This window comes from Mesorhizobium calcicola, assembly GCF_042682105.1.
GTDB lineage: Bacteria > Pseudomonadota > Alphaproteobacteria > Rhizobiales > Rhizobiaceae > Mesorhizobium > Mesorhizobium calcicola.
In genome coordinates, this window is record NZ_JBHUGY010000036.1 from 88,940 (window position 1) to 106,571 (window position 17,632).

At 62.9% G+C, this 17,632-nt stretch carries 16 protein-coding genes and 3 pseudogenes; 6 read left to right on the forward strand and 13 right to left on the reverse strand.

Features of this window, described 5'->3' with window-relative positions; genetic code table 11:
* Nucleotides 1-160 precede the first annotated feature (160 nt).
* The 7 genes from ACFSQT_RS24105 to ACFSQT_RS24135 all read right to left on the reverse strand — a co-directional run bounded on the left by ACFSQT_RS24105 (nucleotide 161) and on the right by ACFSQT_RS24135 (nucleotide 6,970).
* Nucleotides 161-967 (reverse strand): DUF72 domain-containing protein, encoded by an 807-nt coding sequence (locus ACFSQT_RS24105; RefSeq protein WP_379022832.1) that lies wholly within the window; start codon nucleotides 965-967, stop codon nucleotides 161-163.
* Nucleotides 968-991: 24 nt separating this feature from the next.
* Nucleotides 992-1,462 carry a GNAT family N-acetyltransferase gene (locus tag ACFSQT_RS24110; protein WP_379022834.1) on the reverse strand — a complete coding sequence of 157 codons (471 nt, stop codon included), beginning with the start codon at nucleotides 1,460-1,462 and terminating at the stop codon, nucleotides 992-994.
* Between the two features lie 34 nt (nucleotides 1,463-1,496).
* The gene (gene uvrA, locus ACFSQT_RS24115; protein WP_379022836.1) at nucleotides 1,497-4,418 is read right to left on the reverse strand and encodes an excinuclease ABC subunit UvrA; all 2,922 of its coding nucleotides are present in this window, start codon (nucleotides 4,416-4,418) and stop codon (nucleotides 1,497-1,499) included.
* A 700-nt stretch (nucleotides 4,419-5,118) separates the two neighbouring features.
* Entirely contained in the window at nucleotides 5,119-5,421 is a 303-nt protein-coding gene (locus ACFSQT_RS24120) for a hypothetical protein (protein ID WP_379022838.1), read from the reverse strand.
* An 88-nt stretch (nucleotides 5,422-5,509) separates the two neighbouring features.
* A complete protein-coding gene (locus tag ACFSQT_RS24125) occupies nucleotides 5,510-6,115 on the reverse strand; it encodes an ATP-dependent Clp protease proteolytic subunit (protein WP_379022840.1) in 606 nt (201 codons plus the stop codon).
* Between the two features lie 25 nt (nucleotides 6,116-6,140).
* Nucleotides 6,141-6,641 carry an SRPBCC family protein gene (locus ACFSQT_RS24130; protein WP_379022842.1) on the reverse strand — a complete coding sequence of 167 codons (501 nt, stop codon included), beginning with the start codon at nucleotides 6,639-6,641 and terminating at the stop codon, nucleotides 6,141-6,143.
* A 14-nt stretch (nucleotides 6,642-6,655) separates the two neighbouring features.
* Entirely contained in the window at nucleotides 6,656-6,970 is a 315-nt protein-coding gene (locus ACFSQT_RS24135) for an ArsR/SmtB family transcription factor (RefSeq protein WP_379022844.1), read from the reverse strand.
* 226 nt (nucleotides 6,971-7,196) lie between these two features.
* On the opposite strand from ACFSQT_RS24135, the gene ACFSQT_RS24140 reads away from it, so the two are divergent.
* Genes ACFSQT_RS24140 through ACFSQT_RS24150 form a run of 3 tightly spaced genes read left to right on the forward strand, consistent with a single transcriptional unit; the run spans nucleotide 7,197 to nucleotide 8,634 of the window.
* Complete coding sequence (locus tag ACFSQT_RS24140) at nucleotides 7,197-7,718, forward strand: single-stranded DNA-binding protein (RefSeq protein ID WP_379022846.1); 522 nt, start codon at nucleotides 7,197-7,199, stop codon at nucleotides 7,716-7,718.
* 27 nt (nucleotides 7,719-7,745) lie between these two features.
* Nucleotides 7,746-8,159 (forward strand): DUF2306 domain-containing protein, encoded by a 414-nt coding sequence (locus tag ACFSQT_RS24145; RefSeq protein ID WP_379022848.1) that lies wholly within the window; start codon nucleotides 7,746-7,748, stop codon nucleotides 8,157-8,159.
* A gap of 49 nt (nucleotides 8,160-8,208) precedes the next feature.
* Nucleotides 8,209-8,634 (forward strand): OsmC family protein, encoded by a 426-nt coding sequence (locus tag ACFSQT_RS24150; protein WP_379022850.1) that lies wholly within the window; start codon nucleotides 8,209-8,211, stop codon nucleotides 8,632-8,634.
* A gap of 29 nt (nucleotides 8,635-8,663) precedes the next feature.
* Here the strand turns inward: ACFSQT_RS24150 and ACFSQT_RS24155 are convergent, their stop codons facing one another.
* From ACFSQT_RS24155 to ACFSQT_RS24165, 3 genes and pseudogenes are all read right to left on the reverse strand, one after another.
* Nucleotides 8,664-9,293, reverse strand: coding sequence for a MarC family protein (locus ACFSQT_RS24155; protein WP_023670949.1), 630 nt, complete (start codon nucleotides 9,291-9,293; stop codon nucleotides 8,664-8,666).
* A 108-nt stretch (nucleotides 9,294-9,401) separates the two neighbouring features.
* Nucleotides 9,402-9,779: a VOC family protein gene (locus ACFSQT_RS24160; RefSeq protein WP_379022852.1), complete on the reverse strand. Its 378-nt coding sequence runs from the start codon at nucleotides 9,777-9,779 to the stop codon at nucleotides 9,402-9,404.
* 32 nt (nucleotides 9,780-9,811) lie between these two features.
* Nucleotides 9,812-10,343: pseudogene (locus ACFSQT_RS24165) on the reverse strand (hypothetical protein).
* A gap of 85 nt (nucleotides 10,344-10,428) precedes the next feature.
* On the opposite strand from ACFSQT_RS24165, the pseudogene ACFSQT_RS24170 reads away from it, so the two are divergent.
* A pseudogene (locus ACFSQT_RS24170) lies at nucleotides 10,429-11,329 on the forward strand (helix-turn-helix transcriptional regulator).
* Here the strand turns inward: ACFSQT_RS24170 and ACFSQT_RS24175 are convergent.
* Nucleotides 11,293-11,915, reverse strand: a pseudogene (locus tag ACFSQT_RS24175) (ParB-like protein). The pseudogenes ACFSQT_RS24170 and ACFSQT_RS24175 sit on opposite strands and share 37 nt — an antisense overlap.
* Entirely contained in the window at nucleotides 11,912-13,612 is a 1,701-nt protein-coding gene (locus ACFSQT_RS24180; RefSeq protein WP_379022854.1) for a SulP family inorganic anion transporter, read from the reverse strand. Before ACFSQT_RS24180 ends, ACFSQT_RS24175 begins: the two are co-directional and overlap by 4 nt.
* A gap of 210 nt (nucleotides 13,613-13,822) precedes the next feature.
* Here ACFSQT_RS24180 and gyrA point away from each other — a divergent pair, with 210 nt between their 5' ends.
* Nucleotides 13,823-16,618, forward strand: a complete 2,796-nt coding sequence (gyrA, locus tag ACFSQT_RS24185; protein WP_379022856.1) for a DNA gyrase subunit A — start codon at nucleotides 13,823-13,825, stop codon at nucleotides 16,616-16,618.
* A 67-nt stretch (nucleotides 16,619-16,685) separates the two neighbouring features.
* Here gyrA and ACFSQT_RS24190 read toward each other — a convergent pair whose 3' ends face one another.
* Nucleotides 16,686-16,838: a hypothetical protein gene (locus ACFSQT_RS24190; RefSeq protein ID WP_379022858.1), complete on the reverse strand. Its 153-nt coding sequence runs from the start codon at nucleotides 16,836-16,838 to the stop codon at nucleotides 16,686-16,688.
* A gap of 195 nt (nucleotides 16,839-17,033) precedes the next feature.
* Here ACFSQT_RS24190 and coaD point away from each other — a divergent pair, with 195 nt between their 5' ends.
* Nucleotides 17,034-17,534: a pantetheine-phosphate adenylyltransferase gene (gene coaD / locus ACFSQT_RS24195; protein WP_379022860.1), complete on the forward strand. Its 501-nt coding sequence runs from the start codon at nucleotides 17,034-17,036 to the stop codon at nucleotides 17,532-17,534.
* Nucleotides 17,535-17,632: the final 98 nt, after the last annotated feature.

A 17,632-nucleotide genomic window follows, 5' to 3' on the forward strand; every position in this document is an offset into this window, starting at 1 on the left:
CCCCTCGTTCCTTGCCGGCGGCGATCCTGGCCAGGCTGGATTCATGCAGCAAGGAGGTATCGATAAGGTTACGACGGTGGCGAAATTGCCACGATTGGACGCCTTGCTGTGCCAAAAACGCATAGGAGAGGCGCTTGGCGTGAAAGTTATGCCGATGTTCTTAGTCGGCCACCCGCTGCATCAGCGCCATCGCTCCGAACGGCGCGCGCACCTTGCCCTCGGTGATGAAGTAGACGAACACGTCGCGCGGCTGCACCGGTGCTTCGGTGGCGGGATCGGCGCGCCGCAAGTCGGCCGGCTGCTTGCCTTCTGCCCAGGTCCTGGCGCGCGCCGCCCATTCGTCGAGGCCTTTGGGCGTGTAGCAGTCGGGGTTGTCGTCGCTGCCGGTCTGCAGGCGCGCATAGATGAAATCGCTGGTGACGTCGGCGATGTCAGGATACTTCGCGTGGTCGGCATAGACGATCGCGACCTTGTACTTCCGCGCGAGCGTCGCGAATTCCGGCACGATGAAACTGTCGTTGCGAATCTCGACCGCGTGGCGCAGCGCAACGCCGTCCTGCTTTTCCGGGAGCAGCTTGAGGAAGGCTTCGAAATCGTCCGGATCGAACTTTTTCGTCGGCGCGAACTGCCACAGGATCGGCCCGAGCTTTTCACCGAGTGCGGTGACGCCCGAGCCGAGGAAGCGCATCATCGATTCCCCGGCCTCGCCGAGCACACGGCGATTGGTGACGAAACGGTTGCCCTTCAGCGCATAGACGAAACCGTCTGGCGCTTCATCAGCCCATTTGACGAAGGTCGGCTCCTTGAAGCTCGAATAATAGGTGCCGTTGACCTCGATGCTCGGCACCTGCCGGCTGGCGTATTGCAGCTGCTTGGCCTTGGGGAGCTTTTCGGGATAGAAGGACGTATCCCAGGGTTCAAATGTCCAGCCGCCCATGCCGGAGCGGATTGTTCCCGATTTGCTCATGTCATCCTCCCGAGTTCAGAAAAATCAGGCCGTCGTGATCTCATCGACGGCTTTGGTCATGTCGACGAGGACCCATCCCGGCCGGTATGGATTGGGCCGGCGACCCGTTTCGTGGAAACCATAGGCCAGGTAGAGCGCGATGTTCCGCTCCATCCTGGCGTTGGTGTAGAGCCGCACCTCGGGCAAGTCCCACAGGCGCGTCTGTTCGTCGGCGTGTTTAAGCAGGGCGATGCCGAGGCCCTTGCCCTGAAATTCGGGTGCGACAGCGACGGAGAAGATCATCGCGTGATCGGGGTGGCGTTCCAAAGTGAGCAGTCCGGCAAGGTCGCCGTCACGCTCCAAGAGCCAGACCTCGCCACGCGCGATGCGTGGCTCGTAGTCCTCGGTAACAGGGATCGGCGGCGCGCCGAACAGCGCGGTGTAGGGGGCATAGGTCGCTTGCGTCAGCGCGACGACAGTTTCGAGGTCACCGGCGAGCGCGCTTCGGATTGTCATTCAAAGGCTCTCCAGGCGCCAGCCGGTCCGACCATCACTCCGCCGCTTCGCGCTTGCCTCCGGGGCGCCGCTCCAGCAGTTCCTTGAGGAACTGGCCGGTGTAGCTGCGCTTTTCGCACACGATCGCTTCCGGTGTGCCGGAGGCGACCAGTTCGCCGCCACCGTCGCCACCTTCGGGGCCGAGGTCGAGCACCCAGTCGGCGGTCTTGATCACTTCGAGATTGTGCTCGATGACCACCACCGTGTTGCCCTGGTCGACCAGTTCGTGCAGCACTTCCAGGAGCTTGGCGACATCGTGGAAGTGCAGGCCAGTGGTCGGCTCGTCGAGGATGTAGAGCGTCTTGCCGGTCGCCTTGCGCGAAAGTTCCTTGGCGAGCTTGATGCGCTGCGCCTCGCCGCCCGACAGCGTCGTCGCCTGCTGGCCGATATGGATGTAGCCGAGGCCGACCTGCTTCAGCGTGTCGAGCTTGTCGCGCACGCCGGGCACGGCAGCGAAGAAGTCGACACCTTCCTCGACCGTCATGTCGAGCACGTCGGCGATCGACTTGCCCTTGAACAGGACATCGAGCGTCTCGCGGTTGTAGCGCTTGCCGTGGCAGACGTCGCAGGTGACGTAGACGTCGGGCAGGAAATGCATCTCGATCTTGATGACGCCGTCGCCCTGGCAGGCCTCGCAGCGGCCGCCCTTGACGTTGAAGGAGAAACGGCCGGGTTGGTAGCCGCGCGCCTTGGCCTCGGGCAGGCCGGCGAACCAGTCGCGGATCGGCGTGAACGCGCCGGTGTAGGTGGCCGGATTCGAGCGCGGGGTCCTGCCGATCGGTGACTGGTCGATGTCGATGACCTTGTCGAGGAATTCGAGGCCCTCGATGCGGTCGTGGTCGGCCGGATGCTCGCGCGAGCCCATGATGCGGCGCGACGCCGCCTTGAACAGCGTCTCGATCAGGAAGGTCGACTTGCCGCCGCCCGACACGCCGGTGACGGCGGTGAAGGTGCCGAGCGGGATTTCGGCGGTGACGTTCTTCAGATTGTTGCCGCGCGCGCCGACGATCTTCAGCCGCCGGTTCTTCTTCGCCTCGCGCCGCACGCCCGGCGTCGCCACATCGAGCGCGCCCGACAGATATTTGCCGGTGATCGAATTGGGATTGGCCATCACCTGCTGCGGCGTGCCCTGGGCGATGATCTCGCCGCCATGGATGCCGGCGGCCGGACCCATGTCGACGACATAGTCGGCATGCAGGATGGCGTCTTCGTCATGTTCGACGACGATCACCGTGTTGCCGATGTCGCGCAGGTGCTTCAGCGTGTCGAGCAGGCGGGCATTGTCGCGCTGATGCAGGCCGATCGACGGCTCGTCCAGAACATAGAGCACGCCGGTGAGGCCGGAGCCGATCTGCGAGGCCAGGCGAATGCGCTGGCTCTCGCCGCCCGACAGCGTGCCGGAATTGCGCGACAGCGTCAGGTAGTCGAGCCCGACATCGTTGAGGAAGCGCAGCCGCTCGCGGATCTCCTTCAAGACGCGCACGGCGATCTCGTTCTGCTTGTCGTTGAGCGACGCGGGAAGGTCGGTAAACCACTTGTCGGCGTTGCGGATCGACTGTTCGGTGACTTCGCCAATGTGCTTGCCGGCAATCTTGACCGCCAGCGACTCGGGCTTCAGCCGATAGCCCTTGCAGACCGGGCAAGGCGTTGCCGACATGAAGCGCTCGATCTCCTCGCGCATCCAGGCGGATTCGGTCTCCTTCCAGCGGCGCTCGAGATTGGGGATGACGCCTTCGAACGTCTTGGTCGTCTTGTAGGAGCGCAGGCCGTCATCATACTGGAAGGTGATTTCGCGCTCGCCGGTGCCGCGCAGGATGGCCTCCTGGGCGTCCGCGCTCAAATCCCTGAACTTGTCGCCGAGCTTGAAATTGTAGGCCTTGCCGAGTGCTTCCAGCGTCTGCGCGTAATAGGGCGAGGTCGATTTCGCCCACGGACTGACGGCGCCGTCGCGCAGCGAGACGTTCTCGTCCGGCACGACGAGATTGGGGTCGATGGCGCGCTGGCTGCCGAGACCGTCGCAGGTCGGGCAGGCGCCGAACGGGTTGTTGAACGAGAACAGCCTGGGTTCGATTTCCGGAATGGTGAAGCCGGAGACCGGACAGGCGAATTTCTCCGAGAACAGGATGCGCTCATGCGTCTCGTTCTTCGACTTGTTGACGGAATCCTCGCCGGTCTGGCTGGCGTCGAGCGGTTTGTCGGCGAATTCGGCCACCGCCAGCCCATCGGCGAGCTTCAGCGCGGTCTCGATGGAGTCGGCAAGCCGGGTTGCGAGATCGCCGCGCACGACGATGCGGTCGACGACGACGTCGAGGTCATGCTTGTACTTCTTGTCCAGCGCCGGCACGTCGGCGATTTCATAGAAGACGCCGTCGACCTTGACGCGCTGGAAGCCCTTCTTCTGCAGCTCCAGCAATTCCTTGCGGTACTCGCCTTTGCGGCCGCGCACCATCGGCGCCAGGATGAACAGACGGGTGCCTTCCTCGACCGCCAGCACACGATCGACCATCTGGCTGACCGTCTGGCTTTCGATCGGCAGGCCGGTGGCCGGCGAATAGGGGATGCCGACGCGCGCGAACAGAAGCCGCATGTAGTCGTAGATCTCGGTGACGGTGCCGACCGTCGAGCGCGGGTTCTTCGAGGTGGTCTTCTGCTCGATCGAGATGGCCGGCGACAGGCCATCGATCTGGTCGACGTCCGGCTTCTGCATCATTTCGAGGAATTGCCGCGCATAGGCCGACAGGCTTTCGACATAGCGGCGCTGGCCCTCGGCGTAGATGGTGTCGAAGGCAAGCGACGATTTGCCGGACCCGGACAGGCCGGTCATGACGATCAGGCTGTCACGCGGCAGGTCGAGATCGACATTCTTCAGATTGTGTTCGCGCGCCCCGCGAATGGAGAGATATTTATGGTCGGCCATCGCCGGTCGCCGCCTCAGAATCTGGAATTTCCTGGAATGGCGGGTTTTCCCGGCCATCCCCTATGTAGGTAATTTTGCCGCCACGTCGAGAGACGCCACAATTCTCGACAAAGCGTTTAACCGTCTTTCACGTGAACGGGCAAGCGGAAAGAACAAAGGCCGAACACGCTCCTGACAAAGCTGTGCAGAAACTGACTTGTACGTAACCTCCCAATGATCACGTTTTTCGGTAATCGGCTATTGATGGTTGACGTCCCCGACTCAGGGGAGCAGACTCTGGTAGTCAACGAAGCCGGCTGTCTTTCGATGGCCTCGCCGCCCAGAGGTGGCCTGCGAGACGCCGCAGGCATTTGCGATTTGTGCTTCGGGACAACAACGCGAAACGGACACAGGAGCGGAGCTATGACGCCACCGGATCGTCCCCTAGGGTTCCAGTTGTCACTGGAGCCGAGGCAGGCATAAGTGCCAGGGTTTAGCGTCTGCGCCACCCGACAAACCGTGACCTGCCATATCCCGTAATCCCGTAAAAATCAGAGACTGCTAGTCGGATCGTCGGCTGAACGCCGCGTTGCATCCGAAATCAAACGCCGGCAGTACACTCCCGGCAAAATTGGATTTGAGATCCAAAAAGGCCCCGTCCGTACGCGCAAAGCACGGCGGGGCCGTTTTTGTGTGCGGCGCGGTACACCGCCAGGCAATATCAATTACGCGGCAGGCCGATCCCACCGGTGCCGACATCAACGGTGATGCTGCCGGAAATCCTGACATCCGTATTGCCGATCTTGAACTGGCCGTTCCCGTTGCTGGGGAATGCGTCGTCAGGATCGGGCCCGGGGGCCGGCTTGGCGATGCGATACTCGCCGGTCACGCCGGGTAGGGTGCCTTTCTGCGCCGGCGGTGAGCTGTCGCCGGCAAGTGCCGTGCCGCTCATAAGGCCGGCAAGAGCGACCACGACGACGGCGATGACGCGGTGAAATGTTCTGGAAGGATGCGTGTCGGTCATCGCCTGATTATAGGGACGCGTCGCCGACCGGACCAGACGGGCATCGTCAAATCTTCGACAGCCGCAGGACTATGATCTGGCCCTGACTTTACGCCGCCTGTTTTCGCGTATCGAAAACGTGGTCGACAAGGCCCCAGGCCTGGGCCTCGCGGGCCGTCATGAAGTGGTCGCGGTCCAATGTACGTTCGACCTCCTCATAGGTGCGGCCGCAATGCTGCGCGTAGAGTTCGGTCATGTGCCGTTTTGTCTGGCCGATGCGCTCGGCATGGCGCTGGATGTCGGAGGCCTGGCCCTGGAATCCGCCTAGCGGCTGATGCAGCAGGATGGTGGCGTTCGGCAGCGAGATGCGACGCCCGGCCGTGCCTGCCATCAGCAGGAACGAAGCCATCGACGCGGCAAAGCCCATGCACACTGTCGACACCGGGCAGCTGATATATTGCATGGTGTCGTAGATGGCGAAGCCGCTGGTCACCACGCCGCCGGGCGAGTTGATGTAGAGCGAAATCTCCTTGTCGGGATTGTCAGATTCCAGCGACAGCAACTGCGCACAGACCAGCGCCGAGACGTCGTCGTTGATTTCACCGTTGATGAAGACGATGCGTTCGCGCAGCAACCGCGAGAAAATGTCGAAGGCGCGTTCGCCGCGGCTCGATTGCTCGATCACCATCGGCACCAGATTGGCAAGGCCGCTCATTGATTGTCTCCGTCCGTTTCGTCGTTCAGGCAGCGCGCAACAAGAGTAATGGCATGTTTGCGGCTATTGGCTTTCGTGGCCTGTTTGCGTCGAGCGAAAGCCGGCAACCGGCGCCTGCCATGGCGACCGCGGGCATCGCCGTTCGGGCAAAGCCGTCATGAACAATGCGCAGATGCGTGCCGCCGGAAACGGTGCGGGCCAGTGTGAAGGTCACAATGCTGTCCAGTGGGCTGTCGAGCGGATGCTGCCGCGCGGCATCGCCTGGCTGCGGCCGCTCGCGCCAGGAATAACGCAGCAGCCGTTCGGGTTCGGCGTCGAGAATTTCGCATTCGATCGCCGCATCCGGCCCGGCGAAGGCAAAACGGCTGCCCCTCTCGGGCCTGATGTCGTTCGGCATCATCCAGGCAGCGAGCAGCTCCGGCACGGTCAGCGCCCGCCACACCTTTTCCGGCGGCTCCGGCAGGTCGCACTCAAATTCGATCACGTCAGGCGCGGTCTCGGAGCCCGCGTGGCCTTGGTCTGTCATTGATCCGATGCTCTTCATTGATCCATGTCCTTCAAAACCGCCTTCAGCCTTTCGATGCGCTCCGGCCAGAAAGTCCGGTAGCGTTCGATCCAGGAGAGCAGGGGGGCAAGCCCTTGCGGATCGGCGCGGTAATAGGCGTTGCGGCCAGCCCGCCGCTCGACCACCAGGCCAGCGCCGCGCAACACCGCCAGATGCTGCGAGACGGCCGGCTGCGACACCGTCATGCCGCTGCGCAGTTCCGACACGCTCATCTCAGCTGAGGCGAGACGCTCGAAGGCGGCGCGGCGCGTCGGGTCGGCAAGGGCGCGGAAAATCTCTGCTTCGATCATGGCGAAAGCATAAGTCGATACTTATTGATTTGGCAAGCGCTGGTTTGAAACCCATATGTTGGGTTTGCATGTTGCTGCCATTCCTTGACAATAAGTGGCAATGCATATAGGAACGAAAAGGGAACAAAAACCTTGTGGGAAAAGCCAGCCTTAGCAGGCGGCTGACGTCCGCAGCCTGTAAGGTGCTGCGACAAAAATTTGTTTCGAATGAGCGCGGAGAAATATCATGGCGGGTAGCGTCAACAAGGTCATTCTGGTCGGCAACCTCGGTGCGGACCCGGAAATCCGTCGCCTGAACTCGGGCGAGCCGGTCGTCAACATCCGCATCGCGACGTCGGAAAGCTGGCGCGACAAGAATTCCGGCGAGCGCAAGGAAAAGACCGAGTGGCACAACGTCGTCATCTTCAATGACCAGCTCGCCAAGGTGGCCGAGCAGTATCTGAAGAAGGGCATGAAGGTCTATGTCGAGGGACAGTTGCAGACGCGCAAATGGCAGGACCAGACCGGCAACGACAAGTACACGACGGAGGTCGTGCTGCAGAAATTCCGCGGCGAGCTGCAGATGCTCGACGCGCGCGGACAGGGCGAGGGCGGCCAGGTCGGCGGTTATGCCGGTGGCGGCAGCAGCCGCGGGTCCGATTTCGGCCAGTCCAGCCCGAGCGAAGGCTTCAATCGTGGCGGCGGCGGTGCCAAGAGCGGTGGTGGCGGTGGTTCGTCGCGCGAACTGGACGACGAAATCCCGTTCTGAGGACAATTGACGACAGGAGAGGCGGCAATGTCGCTGCAACCGCTGCTTGCCGCGCCCTCTCCGGTCCCCTGGCATACCTTTGCGGCCTTCGCCGCCCTGGCGCTAGGAGCCACGCAACTGGTCCTGCCGAAGGGAACGCCGCGCCATCGCATCGCGGGTTATGTCTGGGCCGCGCTGATGCTGGTCATCGCCGTCTCGAGTTTCTGGATTCATCAGATCCGCCTCATCGGCCCTTTCAGTCCGATCCATCTCCTGTCGATCCTGGTGCTGGTCACCGTGCCGCTGGCGGTGTGGCACGCCCTCAATCACCGCGTCGCCAAGCATCGCAAGTCGATGATTGTGCTGTATGTCTTTGCGTTGATCGGGGCCGGCATCTTCACGCTGTTGCCGGGCAGGGTCATGCACGATGTCGTCTTTGGCATCGCGCGAGCCGGGCCATGATCCTATTTGATCCTTGAGGCGGATGACCTCAAGTGGAAAGGAATATCAGGTGAAAGCACGCGTAAAATGGGTCGAGGAGCGCACCTTCGTCGGCGAGTCCGCTAGCGGCCACAAACTGGTGCTCGGAACGGCGCTCGGACCGGAAGGCAAGACGCCGGGGCCGAGCCCGATGGAACTGCTGCTGATCGGCACTGGCGGTTGTTCGGCCTATGACGTGGTGCATATCCTCGAAAAAGGACGCGAGGCGATCGAGGATTGCGTCGTCGAGCTCGACGCCGACCGGGCCGAAACCGAGCCCAGGGTGTTCACCCGCATCCATATGCATTTCGTCGTCAAGGGCCGGTCGCTCTCCAGCGACAAGGTCAAACGGGCGATCGACCTTTCGATCGAAAAATACTGTTCCGCCTCCGCGATGCTGGCCAAGACCGCCACGATCACCCACGATTTCGAGGTCATCGACACGATGACGAAGTAGGGCCGGCTTCGGCGGCGGTTCGCCGCGTGTCAGCCGGCCATCAGCGCCTTGATGCCGTCCGCCACGAACTGCACGGCAAGTGCCGCCAGGATGACGCCGAGCAGCCGGGTCAGTATCGAGCGCCCGGTCTGGCCGAGGATGCGGTCGATGCGTTCCGACAGCACGAACACCAGATAGGTGATGGCGAGGCAGACGAAGATGATGCCGACCAGCGCCGCCTGCGCGGCAAAACCCTGAAACGAGCCGGAGAGCAGCACCGTCGCCGAAATCGCGCCGGGGCCGGCGATCAGCGGGATCGCCAGCGGGAAGGCGGCGATGTTGTGGATCATGTCCTTGGTGATGGCGACGTCGCCGATCTTCTCCTTGCGGTCCTGCCGGCGCTCGAACACCATTTCGAAGGCGATGAAGAACAAGAGAAAACCGCCGGCGACGCGGAAGGCCGGCAGCGTGATGCCGAACACCGACAGGATCGAGGCGCCGGCAACCGCAAACAGCGCCATCACCAGAAAACCGATGATCGAGGCGCGGACGGAAACCTGCTGGCGCTCCTCGCGGTTCATGCCGCGTGTCACGGCGAGGAACAGCGGCGCCAGGCCAGGCGGATCGATGGTCACGAGAATGGTGACGAAGGCGTTGAACAGGCTGTCGAAGCTCGGCATCTCTGACCCCTCCCGCCGGGCCGTGCCCGCACCATGATATTGGTAGAGCAAAGCCCGGTCGGTGGGAACTGTCGGAGGGACGAAACCGAAGACTTCGACAACCTTGCTTCAGCCGGCAGCGCCGCAATAGGCCTCGATACGATAGCCGTCCGGATCAACGACAAAGGCGGCGTAATAGTTTTCGCCATAGTCGGCGCGCAGGCCCGGCGCACCGTTGTCGCTGCCGCCTTCGCGCAACGCGTCGGCATGGAAAGCGTCGACGCTGGCCCGTGTCGGTGCCGCGAAGCAGAAATGCAGGCCGGAATTTGCGTCTGATGGCACCGGCCGCGCGGCCTCGTTGACCCACAGCACGATGCCTTGCGCGCCGTAACCCAGCGAGCCCGGCGACTGGCTGAGGCAGCTATAGCCCAGCGGCTTCAGTGCAGCATCGTAAAAGCGCTTGGAAACGGCGGCATCGCGAACGCCGATCGAAATATGGTCGAACATGTTTTTCTCCATTCTTACAATGTCTTGTGGCGTCATTTTCCTGCTGTTCGGCGCGCCAGGAACTCGACTTCCAACCGCCATGTCGCGCCATTGTCGTGCGAGCGCTCGCCGAGCCAGCGGAAGGAATTCTCGGTGATCCGCGAAAAACTCCAGCGCACCGACGAGCCGGTGCCATCGGTGCCCACTTGCACGATGGTGTCGCCCTGGGCGCGGCCGACCTGGCGGCTGTAGTACTGGTTGCGCGGGTCGCTCCAGAAGATGTGCCAGGCGTCCGGGGTCGTAGAGGCGCAATGTCGTGCCGTAGAACGTCCATTTGCCGAGGGACGGCGAGGGGCCGGCGTCGCGGGCGGGCAGGATCCACACATCCTGGAGAGCTCGGCCTTCCAGCACCCAGCCGAAATGCACCTCGCCACGCCCGGTCAGCACCGTGCCATCCTCGAGATGGCGCGTGGCGTCAAAAGTCCAGGCGCCGACGAAGCGGCCATAGAGCTTCAGTTTTTCGGCGAGTCCATCGAATGGTCCGGCACTGTGCAAGGCTTCGGCAAAGGAGGATTGGTCGTACATGGTTCCGGTCTCTTTTTGTCAGGAGACCGGGAGGAGTAGGCCGTGACGGGGTTCTGGGCTTGGGAAAAATTGCTATATTTCGGTCATGACAGCGACCACGCACACTCTCGCATCGGGGGCCGGCTGGCACGTGGCGGATATGATCTGCACGGCCGGCGCCGGTGACCGGCCGTTCGAGGAAGCCCATCGGGATTTCTGTGTCGCCGCGGTCACCAGCGGCACTTTCCGCTATCGGGCGCAACAAGGCACGGCGATGCTGGCGCCCGGCGCGCTCCTGCTCGGCAATCCCAGCACGTGCTATGAATGCGGACACGAGCATGGCAACGGCGACCGTTGCCTCTCGTTCCATTTCGGACCGGCCTACATGGAACGCATCGTGGCGGGTGTGCCGGGTGCGAAAAAAACTGGCCTTCGAGACGCCACGCCTGCCCCCTTTGCCGGCCTTGGCGTCCTTGCTCGCCGAGGCGGAAACCGCTCGCGAGATGGCCGATATCGACGCCTTCGAGGAATTTTCCCTGCGCATTGCAGGGGCTTCGGTCGCTGCCGCCGCTGGCACCACTCATGTCAGGCGCGCGCCAAGCCGCCGCGATCAGAAACGGGTGGCCGAAGCGGTGCGGCGGATCGAACTCGATGCCGACAGGCCGGTTTCGCTTTCAGCGCTTGCCGATGAGACCGCGACCAGCCCCTATCATTTCCTGCGCATTTTCCGGCAGGTCGCGGGTATGACGCCTTACCAGTTCCTGCTCAAGACCCGGTTGCACCGCGCGGCGGTGCGGCTGCGCCTGTCAGACGATGCGGTCTCGGCGATCGCCTTCGACGCAGGCTTCAACGATTTGTCGACTTTCAATCGCCGGTTCCGACGCGTCATGGGCGAAACGCCGGGCCAGTATCGCGCCCGCCGCGCGAGCGGCGTTGTCCCGGCTTTATCCGTCGCTGCGGCCAAGCAGCGTCAGTCGGATGTCGGTCCGCACCAGCCGGGCAGGTAGTCTGCATCCTTGCCCTTGGCCAGGCTCAGGGCGTCTTTCATCGCCCTATCGAAATTCTTCGCCACAGCATCCCGGTCGATGCGTCGGCGCAAAAAGTCCGCCCACAGGAATTCGCTGAACGGGGTGCTGTCCTTGGCAAAGCCGCCTTGTCGGCGCAGTTCGCCGGCCATGCTCCTGTAGGGGTCGTCGACGAGTTCGGCCATGGTTTTGGGAATTGTGTCATAGCCCCGGCGCCCGCCGTCCTCGTCGAACGGATGCATCCAGCCACGATTGTCGAGCACGACGAAGAAGGCGTCCTTGTCGAGCCCCGACAGGTCGCTGATCACCGTAACCAGAACATCCCCGATGTGCCTTCCTCGAGCTGGGCGCGGGCGAGATGGTGGTGATCGGTGACGTAGTTGCGCTTCTTCGGCCCCAGCACAACGGGGACCATATGGGTGCCGAGAAAGGTGCCGGTCTTCCTCGCGCTCTGCGAGCGGATCATCTGGCGCTTCAAGGCGACCTCCCGCATGCCGACGGTGATCTGTGTCGGCCGCAAATCTTCTACTACGACTGGTGTCAACAAGGGTTCCCGCTGCGTCGTCATTTGGCTTTGTCCTGTTGTTGCGGCTGTTGATCCGGACCGAGCGCCTTGATGGCGGCATCGACACTGTGAAAAATCCGCTCCGGACCAACCAGGTTGGCAATGCCAAATCGTGCCAGCGCCGCCTGGGCGCGCAGCGATTCCATCCGCGCGATGGCAAAGACCGCGCCCGCCTCGCGGCAATGGGTGATGGTTTCGATCAACGCTTGAGCGGCCGTGTAGTCGATTTCGACAATGTTGCTGGCTTCCAGCACGACCAGCTTCACGCTTTCACGCCGGGCGTCGACAAGATCGACAAGGCCGCGCTTGAAGCCGTCGGCATTGACGAAGTACAGCGGCGCCTGGAATGCCGCGACCAGCACGCCGGGGACCTGTTCGCCGGCGGCTGGCTCGCCGGGTGGCCACCACACCGAAGTACCCAGCACCTGTTCCAGTTCGATCGGCTGCGTCTGGGTTGCGCTCCAGATGCCATGCAGCAGCGACAGGCCGATGCCGATCGCCACGCCGGCCTCGATGGGCAGCACGACGATGGCCGCCATGGTGATAAGGATCAATGCGAATTCGATCGGCGCCTGTCGGTAGACATTGGCGAACACCTTCCAGCGCAAAATGTGCTGGGCAACGAACAGCAGAACGCCGGCAAGTGCGGCCTGCGGAACATCGGCAAGCAGGCCGCCACCGAAAGCACCGAGCGCCAGCACGATGGCGGCGGCGATGAGGCCGGCGACCTGTGAGCGGCCGCCCGACTGCGAGACGATTGCGGTGCGCGGCGGGCTGGCATTGACGGCAAAGGCGCCGAACAGGCCGGACGCGATGCTGCCGGCACCGACGCCGACGAAATCGCGATTGATGTCGGGAGCGTCACCCTGTTGCGGCGCGAAGGAGCGGGAGGTGGCCGCCGTCTGCACCATGACGACGATGGCGATCAGCAATGCCAGCGGCACCAACGTCTGCACATCGTCAAGCCTGGCACGCAGCAGGCCGGCCTGCGGCAGGCCATTGGGCAAGGCGCCGAGTACCTCGACGCCGCGATTCCTGAGGTCGAAAACGGCTACCGCCGAGGTGGCGAGCACCATGCCGATCAACGCGCCGGGGATGCGGGCGCTGATGCGCTCGGCACAGAACACGGTTCCGAACACGCCAAGGCCGAGCGTCAGGCTCCAGGGATTGGTGAGATGGAGGCTGCCGGCGATCGCGCCGATACGGCGCATGGTTTCACCGTTCTCGGCGGGCAGGCCGAGCAGTCCGGGCAATTGCGAAACGATGATATGGACGGCGATGCCGGCCAGAAAACCCGTCGTGACCGGCACCGACAAGAGGTCGGCAACCCAGCCAAGACGAAAAATACCGCTCAGGGTCACGATCAGCCCGACCATCAGCGCCAGTATGGAAGCCAGCGCCAAATAGTGCGGCGACCCGGATGCGGCGAGCACGGCGAGGCTGCCGGCAAACAAGGGCGTGATGGTCGAATCCGCCCCGGCCGACAGGTGGCGATTGGCGCCGAACAGGGCAAACGCCACCGAACCGGCAACAAAGGCGAAGAAGCCGATCCCGGGGGCAAAGCCGCCGAGACGGGCGGTCGCCATCTGTTCGGGAATGGCGATCGCCGCCAGCGTCAAGCCCGCGATCAGATCACCATTGAGATCCCTCGGCGTCCAACCGCTCAACGCTCGCAAAGGCAGCCACGGGGTCCAATTCATTGCTCTCGCGGCTTTCGCTCAGGGAAAACAGTCCATCGCAGACTTTTGCCTCGGCGCCGTCGAAACCGCCTTGGCCATATCGTCGCAATCGGTGGTATCCTTTTGAAATTACCATCAAAATTGATACTGGAAAAGTGCCGCGGATGTTGGAGTTTCGGGCTTGCTTCCTATATAAGCAGCAAGTGATTCCTGATTAGATTGTGATCCGATTTGACCGACCAGAAGACACCGCGCGGCGCCGACGGCGGCCCCACCGGCATAGAGCCGATATCCATCGTCGAGGAGATGCAGCGCTCCTATCTCGATTACGCGATGAGCGTGATCGTAAGCCGTGCGCTGCCGGACGTGCGCGACGGCCTGAAACCGGTGCACCGCCGCATTCTCTTCGCTTCGCATGAGAGCGGTTACCACTGGAATCGCAAATATGTGAAGTCGGCGCGCCCGGTCGCCGACGTGATGGGTAAATACCATCCGCATGGCGACGCCTCCATATATGATGCCTTGGTGCGCATGGCGCAGGACTGGTCGCTGCGCGTGCCGCTGATCGACGGGCAAGGCAATTTCGGCTCTATCGACGGCGATCCGCCGGCGGCGATGCGCTACACCGAATCGCGGCTGACCAAGGTCGCGCATGAGCTTTTGGAGGACATCGACAAGGACACCGTCGATTTCCAGGATACTTACGATGCATCCGGCAGCGAGCCGAAGGTTCTGCCGGCGCGGTTCCCCAATCTGCTGGTCAACGGCTCCGGCGGCATCGCCGTCGGCATGGCGACCAACATCCCGCCGCACAATCTCGGCGAAGTCTGCAACGGTGCCATCGCCATCATCGACAATCCGGCGATCGACCTGCCGGCGCTGATGGAGATCATTCCGGGACCGGATTTCCCGACCGGCGGCATCGTGCTGGGCCGTTCCGGCATCTACAGCGCCTATTCGACCGGCCGCGGCTCCATCGTCATGCGTGGCAAGGTCAACATCGAACAGCGCGGCAACGACCGTGAATCGATCATCATCACCGAGGTTCCCTACCAGGTGAATAAGTCATCGATGATCGAGAAGATGGCCGAACTGGTGCGCGACAAGCGCATCGAGGGCATTTCCGACATCCGCGACGAGAGCGACCGCCAGGGCTACCGTGTCGTCATCGAGTTGAAGCGCGACGCCGTCGCCGACGTCATTCTCAACCAGCTTTACCGCTTCACGCCGCTGCAGACCTCCTTCGGCGCCAATATGGTGGCGCTGAATGGCGGCAAGCCGGAACTGCTGACACTGACCGACATGCTGAGGGCGTTCGTCGCCTTCCGTGAGGAGGTGATCACCCGGCGGACGAAATTCCTGCTGCGCAAGGCGCGCGATCGCGCCCATGTGCTGGTCGGTCTCGCCATCGCCGTCGCCAACATCGATGAAGTGATCAAGCTGATCCGCACCGCGCCGGATCCGCAGACGGCGCGCGAGCAGTTGATGGAGCGGCGCTGGCCGTCGGGCGACGTCGAATCGCTGATCCTTTTGATTGACGACCCGCGTCATCGCATCAACGAGGACGGCACCTACAACCTCTCCGAGGAGCAGGCGCGTGCCATCCTCGAACTGCGCCTGCAGCGCCTGACGGCGCTCGGCCGCGACGAGATCGCCGACGAGTTGAACACGATCGGCGCCGAAATCATCGACTATCTCGACATCCTGTCGTCCCGCGCGCGCGTCCAGCAGATCGTCAAGGACGAGCTTGCCGCCGTGCGCGACGAGTTCGGCACGCCACGTCGCACCGAGCTCACCGACGGTGGCGCGGACATGGAAGACGAGGACCTGATCCAGCGCGAGGACATGGTCGTGACGGTGAGCCATTCCGGGTACATCAAGCGCGTGCCGCTGTCGCTTTACCGGGCGCAGCGCCGCGGCGGCAAGGGCCGCTCCGGCATGTCGACCAAGGAAGAGGATTTCGTCACCCGGCTGTTCGTCGCCAACACCCACACGCCGGTGCTGTTCTTCTCCTCGCGCGGTATCGTCTACAAGGAGAAGGTCTGGCGGCTGCCGATCGGCAACCCGCAGTCACGCGGCAAGGCGCTGATCAACATGCTGCCGCTCGAACAGGGCGAGCGCATCACCACGATCATGCCGCTGCCCGAGGACGAGACCAGCTGGGGTGAGCTCGACGTGATGTTCGCCACCACGCGCGGCACCGTGCGCCGCAACAAGCTTTCCGACTTCGTCCAGGTCAACCGCAACGGCAAGATCGCCATGAAGCTGGAGGAGGAGGGCGACGAGATCCTCGGCGTCGAGACCTGCACCGACAATGACGACGTGCTGCTGACCGCCAGTTCCGGCCAGTGCATCCGCTTCTCGGTCGGCGACGTGCGCGTCTTCCAGAGCCGCAATTCGGTCGGCGTGCGTGGCATAACCATGGCCGAGACCGACCGCATCATCTCGATGTCGGTGATCGAGCATGTGAACGCTTCACCGGCGGAGCGCGCCGCTTACCTCAAGCGAGCGGCAGCGGAGCGGCGCCTTGCCACCGAGACGGCTGGAGAAGAGGAAGAGATCGCGCTCACCAATGAGGAGATCGGCGAGGAGACGGAGCTTTCCGACGTCCGTTACGAAGAACTCAAGGCGCATGAGCAATACGTGCTGACGGTTACCGAATATGGCTACGGCAAGCGCTCCTCGTCCTACGATTTCCGCCTGACCGGGCGCGGCGGCAAGGGCATCCGTGCCACCGACGTGTCGAAGACGGCTGAGATCGGCAAGTTGGTGGCGACCTTCCCGGTCGGCAATGACGACCAGATCATGCTGGTGTCGGACGGCGGCACCGTCATCCGGGTGCCGGTCAACGGCATCCGCTTTGCCAGCCGCGCCACCAAGGGCGTGACCATCTTCAACACGGCTGAAGGTGAAAAGGTGGTTTCGGTCGAGCGGATATCGGAGCCGCAGTCCGACGAGGAAACCGACGAAGGCGCCGGTGCCGAGATTGATCCGACGGCGGACGCCGGCCCGGATGGTGCGGAGTAAGTCCGGCACCAGGTTTTGACATAGCAACGCCGGCCCATTGGCCGGCGCGGCGGCAAGTTCAGGCGGCTTAGTAGTGGCGATATGGCTTGCGGGCGCCAAAACCTTCGAAACGCTTGGTGTTGGCCTTGATGCGGACGCGCTCGGCCTCCTGATGCAAACCGAATACGGTGGCGATCAGCATGGCGACGGTCATTGCGGTGGCGAGCATGTAGATCAGCATGTACGTGTTCTCCTGCGCCTAACAACGGATAGATGGGATTTTGGTTTCATCTTATGAAGGTGCAACCTAGTGAACGCTGCGTGAAGGCTTCGTGATCATCGTGTTCATCTGTCGTTCATGTGCTCGGAAAAGGTTCACGACCGGCTCGCCGATCGGATTTGCCTTTGCGAGAGAGGCTCGCTAGAAGCACCAGCCATGACTGAACGCATCGCTCTCTATGCCGGCTCCTTCGACCCGTTGACCAACGGCCATCTCGACGTGCTGAAAGCGTCGCTCGCGGTGGCCGACATCGTCTATGCCGCGATCGGCATCCATCCGGGCAAGCAGCCGCTGTTTTCCTTCGAGGAACGGGTGGCGCTGATCGAGAATGCAACCAAGACCTTGTTCGGCCGCGACGGCGCGCGCATCAAGGTCGTCGCCTTCGACGGGCTGGTCATCGAGGCGGCCAGGAAGCAGGGCGCCTCGATCATGATCCGCGGCCTGCGCGACGGCACCGACCTCGACTACGAGATGCAGATGGCCGGGATGAACGAGACCATGGCGCCTGAGTTGCAAACGGTCTTTCTGCCCGCCAGCCCCTCCGTGCGCACCATTACCGCCACACTTGTCCGCCAGATTGCCTCGATGGGAGGCGACATCCGCCCCTTCGTGCCGGCGGCGGTAGCCGGTGCGCTCACCGCCAAATTCGCGAAATAAAAATCCCGGAGATAGTTATGCAGCTGAAAAAGCTCGCCTCGTTCCTCATTGTGCTTGCCGGTCTTGTGACCGCGTCGGTCTCGGCCTTCGCCGCCGAC

Excerpts from the sequence above, each read along its gene's own strand:
- uvrA (WP_379022836.1), bottom strand. The coding sequence starts at position 4,418 with ATGGCCGACCATAAATATCTCTCCATTCGCGGGGCGCGCGAACACAAT.
- ACFSQT_RS24120 (WP_379022838.1), bottom strand. The coding sequence starts at position 5,421 with ATGACCGACACGCATCCTTCCAGAACATTTCACCGCGTCATCGCCGTC.
- ACFSQT_RS24130 (WP_379022842.1), bottom strand. The coding sequence starts at position 6,641 with ATGACAGACCAAGGCCACGCGGGCTCCGAGACCGCGCCTGACGTGATC.
- ACFSQT_RS24155 (WP_023670949.1), bottom strand. The coding sequence starts at position 9,293 with ATGCCGAGCTTCGACAGCCTGTTCAACGCCTTCGTCACCATTCTCGTG.
- ACFSQT_RS24105 (WP_379022832.1), bottom strand. The coding sequence starts at position 967 with ATGAGCAAATCGGGAACAATCCGCTCCGGCATGGGCGGCTGGACATTT.
- ACFSQT_RS24145 (WP_379022848.1), top strand. The coding sequence starts at position 7,746 with ATGTCGCTGCAACCGCTGCTTGCCGCGCCCTCTCCGGTCCCCTGGCAT.
- ACFSQT_RS24180 (WP_379022854.1), bottom strand. The coding sequence starts at position 13,612 with ATGAATTGGACCCCGTGGCTGCCTTTGCGAGCGTTGAGCGGTTGGACG.
- coaD (WP_379022860.1), top strand. The coding sequence starts at position 17,034 with ATGACTGAACGCATCGCTCTCTATGCCGGCTCCTTCGACCCGTTGACC.
- ACFSQT_RS24135 (WP_379022844.1), bottom strand. The coding sequence starts at position 6,970 with ATGATCGAAGCAGAGATTTTCCGCGCCCTTGCCGACCCGACGCGCCGC.
- ACFSQT_RS24160 (WP_379022852.1), bottom strand. The coding sequence starts at position 9,779 with ATGTTCGACCATATTTCGATCGGCGTTCGCGATGCCGCCGTTTCCAAG.
- ACFSQT_RS24110 (WP_379022834.1), bottom strand. The coding sequence starts at position 1,462 with ATGACAATCCGAAGCGCGCTCGCCGGTGACCTCGAAACTGTCGTCGCG.
- ACFSQT_RS24190 (WP_379022858.1), bottom strand. The coding sequence starts at position 16,838 with ATGCTGATCTACATGCTCGCCACCGCAATGACCGTCGCCATGCTGATC.
- ACFSQT_RS24125 (WP_379022840.1), bottom strand. The coding sequence starts at position 6,115 with ATGAGCGGCCTTGCCAATCTGGTGCCGATGGTGATCGAGCAATCGAGC.
- ACFSQT_RS24140 (WP_379022846.1), top strand. The coding sequence starts at position 7,197 with ATGGCGGGTAGCGTCAACAAGGTCATTCTGGTCGGCAACCTCGGTGCG.